The sequence below is a fragment of the Streptomyces sp. a15 genome (assembly GCF_059026085.1).
Window position 1 is genome coordinate 1 of sequence record NZ_JBWLKM010000092.1, and the last position, 15153, is coordinate 15153.

Below are 15153 nucleotides of genomic sequence, written 5' to 3' on the forward strand. Positions count from 1 at the left end.
GTCGGGCTGGCCGAGCTTCTTGCCCATGCGCTGCTCCAGCGCGTCGAGGTGCGCACTCACCTCGTCACGCAGTGCCGCCGGCTCCTCGCCGCTGTCGAGGTAGACCTTGCAGGCCTCGGTGGTGATCGTGAAGCCCGGAGGCACCGGAAGGCCCAGGTTGGTCATCTCGGCGAGGTTCGCGCCCTTGCCACCGAGGAGGTCCTTGAGCTCCTTGTTGCCCTCGGTGAAGTCGTAAACGAACTTCACGCCCTCAACGCTGGTGCCGTGCTCAGCTACCTGGGGATCTTTGTTTTCCGACACGGGTCTCGACTCCTCGAGGACGCGGTGGCTGCCCTGACGGCCAGGAACATACCCAGATCGAAGGCGCCTGGGTACGTCCACTTGCGCGTCATGCGCCTGTAACCACTCGCCCGCCACCGGATCGAAAGTCAAAGCGTGGCAAGCGGAGACAGGCTGATGTTTTCATTTCTTGAACGAATGGGCGCTCACATTTCGAAAATTCGGCTCAGATGAGCGGCCATGAGCCCGTCTGTTTTCGATCGATGAACGATCAAGGGGTGGCACTGAGTGCCACCCCTTGGAGAAGTGCAGTCGATCACGATCCGCTCATCTGAGCGCAACCCTCATCAAGGGTGGCGATAATCACGCTGCCACAGACGCCGGAATTTCACCATGCGGACACGTATCCGGACCGAAACAACGTGGTCACACGCCCGGCCACCCCGTCAGACCCGTCGGAGCCGTCAGACCCCCAACGCCGCCAGCCGTTCCTCCACCCGCTCCGGCGCATACAGGTACTCCACGACCATCGCCCCGGCCCCGACCAGCCCCGCCCGCTCCCCCAGCCGCGAGGTGACGACGTCCAGATGAGCGGTGGAGCGCGGCAGCGCCCGTTGGTACAGCAGCTCCCGTACGCCCGTGAGGAAGGGAGTCCCGGCCAGATCCCCCGCGATCATCAGTACCCCGGGGTTCAGGAGCGTGACGACGGTCGCCAGGACGTCCCCGACCTGCCGCCCCGCGTCCCGCGCGAGCGCCGCCGCCTCCGGGTGCCCGGACGCCAGCAGGTCCCGCACGTCCGAGCCGGACGCCGCCGGCACCCCGGCCTCCGCCAGCCGCCGGGCCACGGCGCCTCCGCTGGCGACGGCGGCGAGACAGCCGTAGGAACCGCAGCGGCACAGGGCGTCGGCGCCCGCCGGGACCCGGATGTGGCCGAGGTCGCCCGCGCCGCCGTCGATGCCGCGGTAGACCGAGCCGTCGACCACGACGCCGGCGCCGATGCCCGTGGACACCTTGACCAGCACGAAGGCCGAGCAGTCCGGGTAGGCCGTGCGCTGTTCGCCGTATGCCATGAGGTTGGCGTCGTTGTCGACCAGTACGGGCAGTGGTCCGGCGCCCGAGTGCTCGGTGAAGGCCCTCGCCAGGCGGCCTCTTATGTCGTAGCCGTCCCAGCCGGGCATGATCGGCGGCTGTACGACCCGGCCGGTGTCGGTGTCGACCGGGCCCGGTACCGCGAGGCCGATGCCGCAGACCTCGTCCGCCCGGTGGCCGGCCTTCTCCAGGAGTTCGGCGAACCAGCGGCCGAGTTCGCCGAGGACCGCGTCGGGGCCGTCCTCGATGACCAGGACGCCCGAGTGCTCGGCGAGGATCTCGCCGGTGAGGGTCAGGACGGCGGCCCGCGCGTGCCGCGTGTCCAGGTCGGCGGAGAGGACCACCGCGTGGGCGTCGTCGAATTCGAGGGTGATGGAGGGGCGGCCGCCCAGCGGTGAGTCGACGGGACCGCCGGCGCCCTCGCGCAGCCAGCCCGCGCGGAAGAGGCGGTCGAGGCGCTGGCCAACGGTGGCGCGGGACAGACCGGTGGCCTGTTGCAGGGCGCCACGGGTGGTGGCGCGGCCGCTGCGCACCAGTTCGAGCAGGTCTCCGGCGCTCGCCTGACTCCCGGTCCTGCCGGTCCTGCCGGGTCGTCCGGTCATGCGCACCCCCTTGTGTTTCTCAAGCTTGCATTACATATTGAGTTTTGCGTGTTAAATAGACGTAACCCTACGGTAGCCACTGCCGAACCGATCGGCCGTACGTCTTCGGGGAGCCTTGAGTGGATCGCGCAACGCAGGTCACAGCCCGCAACACCGGGTACTTCACTCCCATCGGCACCATTTCCTCACCACCCTTTTCCGGGCATGGTGAGGTGCCGGGGTCCGAGGCGGCCGTATACGATCCGGCGACCAGGACACATTCCCGTTCCCTGCACGTCAGGGCCGCCCGCGTCCTCGAAGGCAACTGGACCGGCACTTCCACCGTGCCCTCGCACGGCCTGTATCCGCACCAGTGGTCCTGGGACTCGGCCTTCATCGCGATCGGTCTGCGCCACCTGTCGCCGCTGAGGGCGCAGACGGAGCTGGAGACGCTGCTGGGCGGCCAGTGGGAGGACGGGCGGATCCCGCACATCGTCTTCAACCCCTCCGTCCCCCTCGACGCGTACTTCCCGAGCCCCGACTTCTGGCGCTCCTCGACCGCGGGGCGCGCCGCGGGCGCCCCGCGCACCGTACAGACCTCGGGCATCGTGCAGCCACCGGTGCACGCGCTGGCCGCGTGGCTGGTGCACTGCGCCGACCCGGGGCTGTCGCGGGCGCGCGGCTTCCTCGCCCAGGTGTATCCGCGGCTCGCGGCCTGGCACCGGTATCTGCTGCACCGGCGGGACCTGGGCGGGGGGTCGCTGGCGTCCGTCGTGCACCCCTGGGAACAGGGTATGGACAACAGCCCCTGCTGGGACGCCCCGCTGAGCAGGATCACACCGGCTCCGGCCCGTTCCTTCCGCCGCGCCGACCTGGACCACGGCGCCCCCGCGGACCGGCCGACGGATCTGGACTACGGGCGGTACGTGCGGCTGGCGACCGACTACCGGGACGCCGGATACGCCGACGGCACCAGTGACTTCGCGGTGGAGGACCCCGCGTTCAACGCCCTGCTGATCGCCTCCGAGCACGCCCTCGCGCGGATCGCGCAGGAGCTCGGCGCCACCGGGACGGCCCGGCACGCGCGTGCCGAGCGGCTGACGGCGGCGCTGATCGAGCGGCTGTGGGACCCGGCGGAGGGCATGTTCTTCTGCCGGGACGTGCGGGGCGGGGGGCCGAGCGGGGAGCTGATCCGTGAGCGCAGTGTCTCCGGGGTCGTTCCGCTGCTGCTGCCCGACCTGCCACGGGAGATCACGGACGCGCTCGTCCGCACGCTCGGCGGCGCGCACTTCGGGGTCGGCGGCACCACCCGCCTCGTCCCGAGCTACGACCTGCTCGGCGAGGCCTTCGACCCGCACCGCTACTGGCGCGGCCCGGCCTGGTTCAACACGAGCTGGCTGGTGGAGCGCGGGCTGCGCACGCACGGCGAGCGGGGGCGGGCCAACGCGCTGCGCCGGGCCGTCCTGGACATCGCCGGCACATCCGACTTCGCGGAGTACGTCGACCCGTACACCGGCGAGGCCTGCGGGGCGACCGGCTTCAGCTGGACCGCCGCGCTGACGCTCGACCTGCTGCACACCGGCCCCGGACACGACGTGTCCCTCACGGGCATCCGGACGTTCGAGATGAGTGACAAGGGAGGGGACCGGGGATGACGGACCGGCATCATCTGCTCGTGCACGGCGGGACGTTCGCCGCTGTGGGCGACGGCGGGGACATCAGCGGCGTACGGGGCGGCAGTTCCCCGGACGGGTTATTCGTACGTGACGCCCGGCACCTGAGCCGGTGGCAGCTCACCGTCGACGGCGCGGTGCCCGAGGCGCTGTCGCCGGTCGCCGACGGGGACACCGCGCGCTGTGTGCTCGTCCCGCGCGGCGGGCGCCAGGAGCCGCCCGCCTACACGCTCTTCCGTGAACAGGCCGTCGGTGACGGCTCGTTCGTCGAGTCGCTGCGCGTGACCAGCAACCGTCCGGTGCCGACGACGCTCCGGCTCGCGGTCACCGCGGACGCCGACTTCACCGACCAGTTCGAACTGCGCTCCGACCACCGTACGTACGCGAAGATAGGAGCGACTCGCTCCCGCCACGTCCTGGACGGCGGCGTGGAGTTCGCCTACCAGCGTGGCGAGTGGCGGTCCTGTACGACGGTGACGGCCGAGCCCGTCCCGGATGGCGTCGAGGAGACCGGCACCGGCGCCCGGCGCCTCGTGTGGACCCTGGATCTGGAACCGCACGGCACGGCCGAGCTGATGCTGCGCGTGATGGCCCGCCCGCACGGCGACAAGCGGACCCTGCGGGTACCGCGCTCCCCGGCTGCGCTGAACGACCAACTCCTCGCGATGGAAGGCGAGTTCGTCGAAGGCGTCGCCTTCCCGACCGGCTGGCCGGAGCTGGCCGCGGCCTGTGCGCGCGGGCTCGCCGACCTCGCCTCGCTCCAGGTGCCGGCGACCGGTCCGGACGGCGAGGAACTGCGCGTACCGGCGGCGGGTGCCCCCTGGTTCCTGACCCTGCTGGGCCGGGACGCCCTGCTGACCTCGCTGTTCGCGCTGCCCTACCGGCCCCGCCCGGCCGCCGCCACGCTGCTGGCGCTGGCCGCGGCGCAGGCGACGGAGACCGGCCCGGAGTCGGTCTCCCAGCCCGGCAAGATCGTGCACGAGGTGCGGCACGGCGAGCTGGCGCACTTCGGGCAGGTGCCGTACGGCCGTTACTACGGCTCGGTCGACGCCACCCCGCTGTTCCTCGTGCTGCTCGGCGCGTACGTCGAGCACACCGGGGACGCGGAGCTGGCCCGCCGACTGGAGCCCCACGCCCGTGCGGCCATCGGCTGGATGCTGGACCACGGCGGGCTGACCTCGCGCGGCTACCTGGTCTACCGCGCCGACCAGGGCGGCCTCGCCAACCAGAACTGGAAGGACTCCCCCGGCGCCATCTGCTCGGCCGACGGCACCCGCGCGAGCGGCCCGGTGATGGCGGCGGGCGCCCAGGGGTACGCGTACGACGCGCTGCGCCGCACCGCCTGGCTGGCGCGCACGGCGTGGGACGACAAGGTCTACGCGGCGCTGCTGGAGCAGGCCGCCGCCGACCTGCGCGACCGCTTCCAGCGCGACTTCTGGATGCCGGACCACTCCTTCCCCGCCCTCGCGCTGGACGGCGAGGGCAACCAGGTGGACGCGCTGGCCTCGGACGCCGGGCATCTGCTGTGGTCGGGGCTGCTGGACAAGGAGTACGGCGAGGTCGTCGGGCGGCGCCTGCTCGAACCCGACTTCTTCTCCGGCTGGGGCGTGCGCACGCTGGCCGCCGGGCAGCCGGCGTACCACCCGCTGTCGTACCACCGCGGTTCGGTGTGGCCGCACGACAACGCGCTGATCACGCTGGGCCTGGCCCGCTACGGCCTGCACGACGAGGCCCGCACGGTGGCCCACGGCCTGGTCGCCGCGGCGACGGCGACCGGGCACCGGCTGCCGGAGGTCCTCGCGGGCTACGGCCGGGACACGCACGCCGAGCCGGTGCCGTACCCGCACGCGTGTGTGCGGGAGTCGCGGTCGGCGGCGGCGCCGCTCGCGCTGCTGACGGCGGTCGGGGGCGCCTGACAAGGCTCACAAAAGGCCGGTTGGTGAGGCGTTTGCCCGGTGTTTGCCGAGCGCTGGGCACATGGGCTGAACAGCGGACGGAGGCGAACCGTACGGGAGTACGGCGGATGCGGTGCCCTGCTTCGGGCCCGGGTCCGCCGTATCACCGGGCTTCGTACGGAAGGACCTTCGGGTGTCGGCAGAGGCGACTGAGGCAACCGAGGCGACGGGCGATGCCGTACCCGAGGAAGATGCCGTACCCCAGGAAGTTGCGGTACCCGATGAGGCCGTACCCGGCGAGAAGACGCCCGGCACGCTCAAGTCCCGTCTCGCCCACTGGCGTTCCTGGCGCACCCGGCACCCCGCCGCCGCCCGCGCCCTGAGCTGGACGGCCACCGGTCTCGCCGCCGGCCTGGTCTTCGGCGCCCTGGTGCTGCCGAACACCCTCGGCGCACTCCAGTACAACCGGTTCACGCGGCTGCCGGCGGAGGCGATCGTCGGTGCTGTCCTGGTGCTCGCGCTGCCGCGCCGGCCGCGGGTGGTCGTGGCGGCGCTGTCCGGGACGCTCCTCGGCGCGCTGACCGTGCTGAACCTGCTGGACATCGGGTTCTACGAGTACCTGGGCCGGGGCTTCAACCTGGTGCTCGACTGGGGGCTGCTGGACGACGCCCAGGCGTACGTCGAGGACTCGATGGGCAGGGCGACCGCCATCGGGGCGGCGGTCGGCGCGGTCGCCCTGGTCGTGCTGCTGCTGGTCGTGATGGCGCTGGCGACGGTCCGGCTGAGCAACCTGCTGGTCCGCGACACCCGGACCGCCACCCGGGCCACCCTGATCGCGGGCACCGTCTGGATCACCTGCTCCAGCCTCGGCCTTCAGGTCAACGGCATGCCGATCGCCTCCGACCGGGCCGGCTATGCGCTGAAGATCCAGGCGCGGCGGGTGCAGGACACCCTGCGCGACGAGGCCGCGTTCGCGAAGGAGGCCAAGGCCGACACCTTCGGCAACACCCCGGGCAGCGAGCTGCTGCCCGACCTGCGCGGCAAGGACGTCATCTTCACGTTCATCGAGAGCTACGGCCGCAGCGCGCTCGAGGACCCGGAGATCGCACCCGGCGTCGACCAGACCCTCGACGCGAGCACCGAGGCGCTGGAGAAGGCCGGTTACCGCGCGAAGAGCGGCTGGATGACCTCGGCGACGTACGGCGGCAGCAGCTGGCTCGGCCACTCCACCACCATGTCGGGCCTGTGGATCGACAACCAGCAGCGCTACCGGACCGTCATGTCCAGCGACCACCTCAGCCTGACCAAGGCGTTCGGGAAGACCGGCGCCTGGGACACGGTGGGCATCATGCCGGGCGTGCAGAAGGGCTGGCCGGAGCAGGAGTACTACGGCCTCGACAAGGTCTACAACGCCTTCCAGCTGGGCTACAAGGGCCCGAAGTTCAGCTGGTCGACCATGCCGGACCAGTACACCCTGGAGGCCTTCCAGCGTCTGGTGCACGGCAAGAAGCGCGACAAGCCGCTGATGTCGGAGATCATCCTGACCTCCAGCCACCAGCCGTGGGCGCCCATCCCGAAGCTGGTCGACTGGGACGAGCTCGGCGACGGCTCGGTCTTCGGCCCGATCCAGAAGGCCGGCGTCGACCCCTCGGAGCTCCTCACGAACTCCACCCGCTCCAAGGAGGAGTACGGCAGGTCGATCCAGTACTCCGTCACCAGCCTCACCCAGTGGCTGGAGCGCTACGGCACCGACGACACCGTCCTCGTCTTCCTCGGCGACCACCAGCCCATCGCCCGGGTCAGCGGCGCGGGCGCCAGCCGTGACGTGCCCGTCTCGATCGTCGCGAAGGACCCGAAGGTCCTCGACAAGATCGCCGCCTGGAACTGGACGGACGGCCTGAGGCCCGCCAAGAACGCACCGGTGTGGAAGATGAGCTCGTTCCGGGACCGGTTCCTGACGGCGTACGGGTCGACGCCGCGCCCCAGCAAGGACTGAGCCCTTTCACGAGGGGGGAATCAGCCCCCGGACGTGTCCAGTTCCGCGTCCTCGCCGATCCCCGCGCAGTCGTACGGGTCCTTCAGCCAGCCGTCCGGCAGTACCACCCGGTTGTTGCCGGAGGTGCGGCCGCGGGGCCCGTCGGCGCCGGTCGGCCAGGGCTGGTCGAGGTCCAGCTCGTCGAGCCCGGAGCGGAGTTCGGCCAGCGAGGAGGTGATCGCGAGCCGCTTGCGCATCTCGGAGCCGACCGCGAAGCCCTTCAGGTACCAGGCGACGTGCTTGCGGAAGTCGATGACGCCCCGCGCCTCGTCGCCGATCCACTCGCCGAGCAGGGTGGCGTGGCGGACCATGACGTCGGCGACCTCGCGCAGGGAGGGGCGTGCGATGTCTTCCGTACGCCCCTCGAAGGCCGCCACCAGGTCCGCGAACAGCCACGGCCGCCCCAGGCACCCACGCCCGACGACGACCCCGTCACAGCCCGTCTCCCGCACCATCCGCAGCGCGTCCTGAGCCGACCAGATGTCGCCGTTGCCGAGCACGGGGATCTCCGGCACGTGCTCCTTGAGCCGCGCGATGGCGTCCCAGTCGGCCGTGCCGCCGTAGTGCTGGGCGGCGGTGCGGCCGTGCAGGGCGATGGAGGTGACGCCCTCCTCGACGGCGATACGGCCGGCGTCGAGGAAGGTGATGTGGTCGTCGTCGATGCCCTTGCGCATCTTCATCGTCACCGGCAGGTCACCGGCGCCGCTGACGGCCTCGCGCAGGATCGCCCGCAGCAGGTTCCGCTTGTACGGGAGGGCGGAGCCGCCGCCCTTCCGGGTCACCTTCGGGACCGGGCAGCCGAAGTTCAGGTCGATGTGGTCGGCCAGGTCCTCCTCCGCGATCATGCGGACGGCCTTGCCGACGGTCGCCGGGTCGACGCCGTACAGCTGGATCGAGCGCGGTTTCTCGGTCGCGTCGAAGTGGATCAGCTGCATGGTCTTCTCGTTGCGTTCGACCAGCGCCCGGGTCGTGATCATCTCGCTGACGAACAGGCCCTTGCCGCCGCTGAACTCCCGGCACAGGGTGCGGAAGGGCGCGTTGGTGATCCCGGCCATGGGGGCGAGGACGACCGGCGGCCCGACGGTGTGCGGGCCGATCTGCAGGGGCGAGGCGGGCGTGGACATTCCCCCATTGTCGCGTACGGCGACGGGTGCTCGGCAGCGTGATCCGCGGCAGGTGGATGGCGTCGGTCATTAGTTAGACACACTATCGACGTCGGCGTACGCTGGACCGCATGCCCGAGCTCAGCCATCGCCGACGCATGCTCGTCCTCGCGATCTGCTGTATGAGCCTGCTGATCGTGAGTCTCGACAACACCGTTCTGAACGTCGCCCTCCCCTCCATGCAGAAGGAACTGCACGCCAGTACGGCGGGCCTCCAATGGACGATCGACGCCTACACCCTGGTGCTCGCCTCGCTGCTGATGCTCGCCGGATCCACGGCCGACCGGATCGGCCGCAAGCGGGTGTTCATGGCGGGGCTGGTCGTCTTCACGATCGGCTCCGCGCTGTGTTCCGTCGCGCCCAATCTGGAGATGCTCGTCGCCTTCCGCATGGTGCAGGCGGTGGGCGGTTCGATGCTCAACCCGGTCGCCATGTCGATCATCACGAACACCTTCACCGACCCGCGCGAGCGGGCGCGGGCGATCGGTGCGTGGGGTGCGGTGGTCGGCATCTCCATGGCCGCCGGGCCGCTGGTGGGAGGGCTGCTCGTGGAGTCCGTCGGCTGGCGGTCGATCTTCTGGCTCAATCTGCCGGTGGGGCTCGCCGCTCTGCTGCTCACCCTGCGCTACGTCCCCGAGTCCCGCGCGCCCAAGGCCCGTCGGCCCGATCCGCTCGGCCAGGTCATGGTGATCGCCCTGTTCGGCTGCCTGACGTACGCGATCATCGAGGCGCCGAACGCCGGGTTCGCGGCCGTCCTGCCGTTCGCGGTGGTGGCCCTGGGCGCGCTGGCGGGACTGCTCTGGTACGAGCCCCGGCGCGACGAGCCCCTCATCGATCTGCGGTTCTTCCGTTCGGCGCCGTTCAGTGGGGCGACCGTCATCGCGGTCAGTTCGTTCGCCGCGCTGGGCGGGTTCCTGTTCCTGTCGACGCTGTATCTGCAGAACGTGCGGGGGCTGGACGCGCTGCACGCGGGGCTGTGGATGCTGCCGATGGCTGTGCCGACGTTTCTGTGCGCGCCGTTGTCCGGGCGGCTGATCGGGTCTGTCGGGCCGCGGGTGCCGTTGCTGATCGCCGGTGTGGCGATGACGGCGAGCGGTGTGCTGTTCGCCGGGTTCGAGGCCGAGACGTCCAATGTCACGATGTTCATCGGGTACGTGCTGTTCGGGGTCGGGTTCGGGTTCGTGAACGCGCCGATCACCAATACGGCCGTGTCGGGGATGCCTCGTAGTCAGGCGGGGGTCGCGGCTGCCGTCGCCTCCACCAGCCGGCAGTTGGGGCAGACGCTCGGTGTCGCGGTGGTGGGTGCGGTGCTGGCCACGGGCGTGGGCTCGTCGTCGTACCGGGATGTCTTCGTGTCCGCGGCTCGGCCGGGGTGGTGGATTCTGGCGGGGTGCGGGTTGGTGGTGCTGGTGCTTGGGGCTGTGACGAGTGGGGCTTGGGCTCGGCGGACGGCTGAGCGGTTGGAGTCGGCGGAGGTGCGGGCTGCTGCGGGGGTTAGCGCCTCAGCGCCGTAGGGGTTGTTGCTTGTATGGCGAGTGCGGGTTGTGTGTGGCTGGTCGCGCCCACGCGGCGGAGCCGCACATTGACACAGCCCCGCGCCCCTGGGTGAGTCCGCTCAGGCCAGTTGATCAGCCAGGGTTGGCCACCGCTTGAGCAGGGCCTTCTCCACCCCTGGCAGAGCCTTCTGGCCCGCCAGTGCCACCGCAATCGCCGCCAGTACGCCCGCCCACGCCATCGGCCCCAGCGGGGTGCAGCCGAACAGCTGGCTCGCGCCCGGGGTTTGCACCAGGGCGAAGAGGACGACCGCCGAGCCCAAGGAGGTGAGGCGGACCAGAGGACTGTCGCGGCGGTCGGCCAATGTCTGGGCCAGTTGGGTGCCTACCACCGCGCACAGGGCCATCGTGGTCGAGCGGCGGGTCGTGCCGGGGGTGAAGCGGCCGAAGAGCCAGGCGACCGTGGCGCCCAGGCAGGTGGTGAGGGCTCGGTGGCGGATCTGGCGGATGAGGGGGGCGCCGAGGAGGGCCGTGCCGAGGGGTTGGTCGGATGCTGTGGACTCGCCGCCGTCTTCCTTGGGGGTCACCGCCACCGCCATCGCCGGGAACAGGTCTGTGAACAGGTTGACCAGCAGCATCTGGCGGGTGGACAGGGGCGCGGAGCCCGACAGGATGGTGCCGAGGATGCCGAAGCCGACCTCGCCCGCGTTGCCGCCGATGAGGATGGCGATGGCGTCGGCGACGCTGTGCCACAGGGCGCGGCCTTCGTGGACCGCCTCGATGAGCACCGAGAGGTCGTCGCCGGTGACGACGAGGTCGGCGGCGTTGCGGGCGGCGGCCGAGCCGCGGGCGTTGATGCCGACGCCGATGTCGGCGGCGCGGATGGCGGCGGCGTCGTTGGCGCCGTCGCCCACCATGCCGACGACCCGGCCGGCGTCCCTGAGGGCCTCGACGACCTGGAGTTTCTGCTCGGGCGCGACCCGGGCGACCACGTCGGCGTCGCGGAGCATCCGGGCCCGGGCGGTGCGGTCGGCGGCGGCGAGTTCGTCGCCGGTGACCACGTTCGCGTCGTCCGGCCAGCCGAGGTCGACGGCGATGGCGTGGGCGGTCTGCGGGTGGTCGCCGGTCAGCACGACGGGCCGTACGCCCGCCTCGCGCAGCCCGCGGACCAGGGCCGGGGACGTCTCGCGCGCCACGTCGGCGAGCGCGAGCAGTCCGGTGAACTCCAGGTCCTGCAAGGGCTCTTCGAGTACGTCCGTCGCCCTCTCGCCCTCCCGCAGCGGGCGTCCGGCGACCGCCAGGACGCGCAGCCCGTCGGCGGCCAGCGACTGGGCCCGGTCGGAGATGTGGGAGGGGAGGTCGGCGCAGGTGGGCAGGACGGTCTCGGGGGCGCCCTTGACGACCAGGACCGGGGTGCCGTCCCCGGCCCGGCCGACGGCGGCGGCGTAGCCGCGGGCGGCCTCGAAGGGGACGCCCTCGGTCTGCTCCCAGTCGGGGTCGGGCCCGGCGGCGTCCAGGACGGCCTCGTCGGTGGCGTGCACCGGGCGGACCGAGTCGCCGTTGAGGCGCGGGCAGGCGCGGGCCGCCGCCCGCAGCGTCTCGGCGGCGTCCGGCTGGTCGAGGGTGTGGACCGTGCCGTCCGCGTCGGCCACCCGGACCAGGCGCAGCCGGTTCTCGGTGAGGGTGCCGGTCTTGTCGAAGCAGATGGTGTCCATGCGCCCCAGCGCCTCCAGCGTGCGCGGGGTGCGGACGAGGAGGCCGCGGCTGCTGAGCCGGCGGGCGGCGGCGAGCTGCGCCACGGTGGCCACCAGCGGCAGCCCTTCGGGTACGGCGGCCACGGCCACTGCGACTCCGCCGCTGACCGCCTGCTTGATCGGGGTCCCCCGCAGCAGCGACAGGCCGGTCACGGCGGCACCGCCCGCCATCGTCAACGGCATGGCCTTGCGGGTGAGTTCCTGGAGGCGGGCCTGCACTCCGGCGGCCGGCGGGACGCGGGCGGCGAGGGAGACGGCCCGGGCGGCCTCGGTACGGTCGCCGGTGTCCACGACGACGGCCTGGGCGCGTCCGGCCACCACCGTCGTCCCTTCGAAGACCATGCAGTGCCGTTCGGCCACGGGGGCGCGCGGAGTCGCGTCCATGCCCTTGTCGACCGGCAGGGACTCGCCGGTCAGCGCGGACTCGTCGACCTCGAGACCGTCCTCCCACAGCAGGCGGGCGTCGGCGGGCACGACGTCGTCGGTCTTGAGGTCGATGATGTGGCCCGGGCTGAGCTTGGCGGCGTCGACCACACGGGCCGTGTCCCCGTCGTCCGTGACCCGCGCCTTCTGCTTCTGCTGGGCGAGCAGCCCGGACAGCGCGCGCTCGGCCCGCAGCCGCTGGACGCCGCCGACCAGGGCGTTCAGGTCGAGGGCGCCGAGGACCAGCAGGGCGTCCACGGCCGAGCCGAGGATCGCGGACGCGGCTGAGCCGACGGCCAGGACCGGGGTGAGGGGGTCGTCCAGTTCGCCGCGTACGGCCTGGGCGAGCTGCCACGACCAGCGCGCGGGGGCCAGCACGGGCTGTCGTACGACCGTGTCGGCGGCCGTGCGTACCCGGGCCGTCGTCTGTTCGAGGGGGGTCGGCTCCGGGGGTGCCTCCTGTTCCAGCCGGTCGCGTACGTCGTCCGGATGCAGGGCGTGCCAGGCGACCCTCGGCCGGGGGTGGGGGGCGCGGGCCACCGCCACGCCGAGGGCCGCGCGTACTCCGGTGAACAGGGCGGCGGCCGCGCCGATGTCGACCGGCGCGTGCCGCAGACCGGGCAGGGGCGAGCCATGGCGCCGGCGGGACTCGCCGACGGCCACGAGCAGGCCGGACAGCGCGGCGCCGGACCGGGCCAGGGTCTGTGACCGGCGGCCGACGCCACGCTCCGCCGGGATGGCGATCAGCAGCCGCCACACGTCGGCGAGGCCGTGCGGGGCGAGGACGTCCGCGCCCCACACCACCTGGCCGTCCTCGTCGGTGAGGGCGACGGCCACGTCACCGCCGAGGAGTCCGGAGGTCACGTCCGCGTCGTCGTGCGGGCGGGGGCGGGCGACCGTGAGGACCCCGCCCTCGCCGCGCAGTTCGTCCACGACCTCGCGCAACGGCCGGTCCGCGCCGACGACTTGGTCGGCCAGGCCGGTGAAGTCGGCGAGTGCGGGGTCGTCGACGACCACGACCCGCAGCCCGGCCCGGCGGGCGGCGTCCAGGACGGGCTCGGCCCACGGGTCGGCGCCCGCGCCGGGTTTCCTGAGCGCGCTGGGATGCAGCACGATCGTGCCGGCCATCTCCAGCTGCCGCAGCCGGCCCGGGTCGCGCACGAGCACGCCCGCGCTGGACAGGGCACCGCTCAGGACGGCGTGGAAGGCGGCGGGCCCGTACCGCGCGGCCTTGGGCGAACCGGCGAGGACCGCCTCCGCCGCCTCGGCGACGTCGTGCTTGACGAGCAGGGCCGCCGCCGCGCCCAGGACGCTGCCGGTGGAGGCGTGGGCGGCGTACTCCTGGGCCGGGGAGGTCCGCAGCGGCGGGCGCAGGGACGGATCCACGGGCACGCTGTCGCGGCCCGGTGCGCACAGCTGGTCGTGCACGGTCTCGAAGGCGGCCGTCCGCATCACCGCCTCCGCCAGCTGGGAGGTGCGCAGCATCCCGTCGAGCAGCAGCGAGGTCGGGGTGTGCCCGGCGCCGTGCACGGCCGCGTTCGCGACGGCGAAGAACACTTCCATGCGGGCGTTGCCGAGGCGGGCGCGCATCCAGGCGCGGAAGCGGGGGTTCTCGCGCAGCAGCGTGACCACGGCGGTCACCAGGCGCGGCGAGGGCGGCAGCCGCATCGCGGACCCCACCAGCGCGGCCACGGCACCCACCGCGTCGGCGGCGAGCGCCTCGGCGGCGGTCCGCACGGACGCGGGGTCACCGGGGTGACCGAGCTCCTCGACACTGTCGTCGTCGGCGGGCACCAGACCGTGCCGCTCGGCGAGCGCCACCGCCCGCTCCACGACCCGGTCGCTCACGGCCTCCTCGGTCGCCGCCACGACCAGCCGGCCCAGCCCCTGGTCCCAGTAGGCGAAGGCGACGTCCGGATGCTCGGCGAGAGCGGCGGCCACGCGGCGGGCGAGGTGTTCGGTACGGCGGGGGCGTTTCCGCGCACCGGCAGCCGGGGGCTCCCCGCCACCCGGCTCACGCTCCACGACCAGTTCGCCGTCGGCCCGGTCGGCCCGGTCGACAGCGGCCCGGTCGGCCCCCTCAGCCCCCTCAGCCCCCTCAGCCCAGGCGGCCCGGTCGGCCCCGGAGGCCCCGTCAGCCCCGGAGGCCCGGTCGGCCCGGACGGCCCCGCCAGCCCCGTCCGCCACCTCAGCCCCCCCCGCCACCTCAGCCCCATCGGCCACGTCAGCCCCGGCGGCCCGGTCGGCCCGGTCGGCCCGGTCGAGCAGGTCGGCCCGGTCGGGCCGATCGGCTGCGTGGGCCGCGTCGGCCCCATAGGTCCCGTCGGCCGCGTCGGCCTCATAGGCTCCGCCGACCCCGCCGACCCCGCCGACCCCCTCGGCCTCATAGGCCCCGTCGGCCCCGTCGGCCCCGTCGGCCTGTCGTGCCGTCCGTTCCGCGTCGCCCGCCTTCTCCGCTCGCTCCGCCGCCTGTTCCGCGCGGCCCGCCGCCTGCCGGAGTTCCTCCGGGGTGGCCTCGCGCAGGGCCAGGTGGGTGCGGGTGCCGGCGCGCCAGTCGCGGGGGGCGCCCGGGAGGGCCGCGCGGGTGACGCGGGCGACGCGCAGGGCGAAGTCCGCGCTGCGCACGCCCGCCCGGGCCGTGCCCGCGACCGCTCCGGCGGCGGCGCCCACGGCGGGTGCCGTACCCCGGGCCAGCAGACGCGGGCCGGCCAGCACGAGTCCGGCGGCGGCCGCCGTGGGACGGGTGAGAAGTCCTCCGCTCATCACTC

8 protein-coding genes are annotated in these 15153 nt (G+C 72.8%); 4 read left to right on the forward strand and 4 right to left on the reverse strand.

Annotated features, from left to right (window positions below):
* Both AC5P09_RS44230 and AC5P09_RS44235 read right to left on the reverse strand, forming a co-directional pair.
* On the reverse strand, positions 1-300 hold a 300-nt coding region (locus AC5P09_RS44230), incomplete at its 3' end, for a PEP/pyruvate-binding domain-containing protein (protein ID WP_493879343.1).
* A 443-nt stretch (positions 301-743) separates the two neighbouring features.
* Positions 744-1970, reverse strand: coding sequence for an ROK family protein (locus tag AC5P09_RS44235; RefSeq protein ID WP_493879344.1), 1227 nt, complete (start codon positions 1968-1970; stop codon positions 744-746).
* 119 nt (positions 1971-2089) lie between these two features.
* Between AC5P09_RS44235 and AC5P09_RS44240 the strand changes: the two genes are divergently transcribed.
* The 3 genes from AC5P09_RS44240 to AC5P09_RS44250 all read left to right on the forward strand — a co-directional run bounded on the left by AC5P09_RS44240 (position 2090) and on the right by AC5P09_RS44250 (position 7513).
* Complete coding sequence (locus AC5P09_RS44240; RefSeq protein ID WP_493879345.1) at positions 2090-3604, forward strand: amylo-alpha-1,6-glucosidase; 1515 nt, start codon at positions 2090-2092, stop codon at positions 3602-3604.
* The gene (locus tag AC5P09_RS44245) at positions 3601-5538 is read left to right on the forward strand and encodes an amylo-alpha-1,6-glucosidase (protein ID WP_493879346.1); all 1938 of its coding nucleotides are present in this window, start codon (positions 3601-3603) and stop codon (positions 5536-5538) included. Before AC5P09_RS44240 ends, AC5P09_RS44245 begins: the two co-directional genes overlap by 4 nt.
* Before the next feature lie 172 nt (positions 5539-5710).
* Positions 5711-7513, forward strand: coding sequence for an alkaline phosphatase family protein (locus AC5P09_RS44250; protein ID WP_493879347.1), 1803 nt, complete (start codon positions 5711-5713; stop codon positions 7511-7513).
* 20 nt (positions 7514-7533) lie between these two features.
* Here the strand turns inward: AC5P09_RS44250 and dusB are convergent, their stop codons facing one another.
* Complete coding sequence (gene dusB, locus AC5P09_RS44255; RefSeq protein ID WP_493879348.1) at positions 7534-8676, reverse strand: tRNA dihydrouridine synthase DusB; 1143 nt, start codon at positions 8674-8676, stop codon at positions 7534-7536.
* Between the two features lie 110 nt (positions 8677-8786).
* On the opposite strand from dusB, the gene AC5P09_RS44260 reads away from it, so the two are divergent.
* Complete coding sequence (locus tag AC5P09_RS44260) at positions 8787-10229, forward strand: MFS transporter (RefSeq protein WP_493879349.1); 1443 nt, start codon at positions 8787-8789, stop codon at positions 10227-10229.
* A gap of 101 nt (positions 10230-10330) precedes the next feature.
* Here AC5P09_RS44260 and AC5P09_RS44265 read toward each other — a convergent pair whose 3' ends face one another.
* Positions 10331-15148, reverse strand: a complete 4818-nt coding sequence (locus tag AC5P09_RS44265) for a cation-translocating P-type ATPase (protein WP_493879350.1) — start codon at positions 15146-15148, stop codon at positions 10331-10333.
* Positions 15149-15153 lie beyond the last annotated feature (5 nt).

Coding starts and splice junctions, on each gene's coding strand:
- AC5P09_RS44235 (WP_493879344.1), bottom strand. CDS start 1,970: ATGACCGGACGACCCGGCAGGACCGGCAGGACCGGGAGTCAGGCGAGC.
- AC5P09_RS44245 (WP_493879346.1), top strand. CDS start 3,601: ATGACGGACCGGCATCATCTGCTCGTGCACGGCGGGACGTTCGCCGCT.
- dusB (WP_493879348.1), bottom strand. CDS start 8,676: ATGTCCACGCCCGCCTCGCCCCTGCAGATCGGCCCGCACACCGTCGGG.
- AC5P09_RS44260 (WP_493879349.1), top strand. CDS start 8,787: ATGCCCGAGCTCAGCCATCGCCGACGCATGCTCGTCCTCGCGATCTGC.
- AC5P09_RS44265 (WP_493879350.1), bottom strand. CDS start 15,148: ATGAGCGGAGGACTTCTCACCCGTCCCACGGCGGCCGCCGCCGGACTC.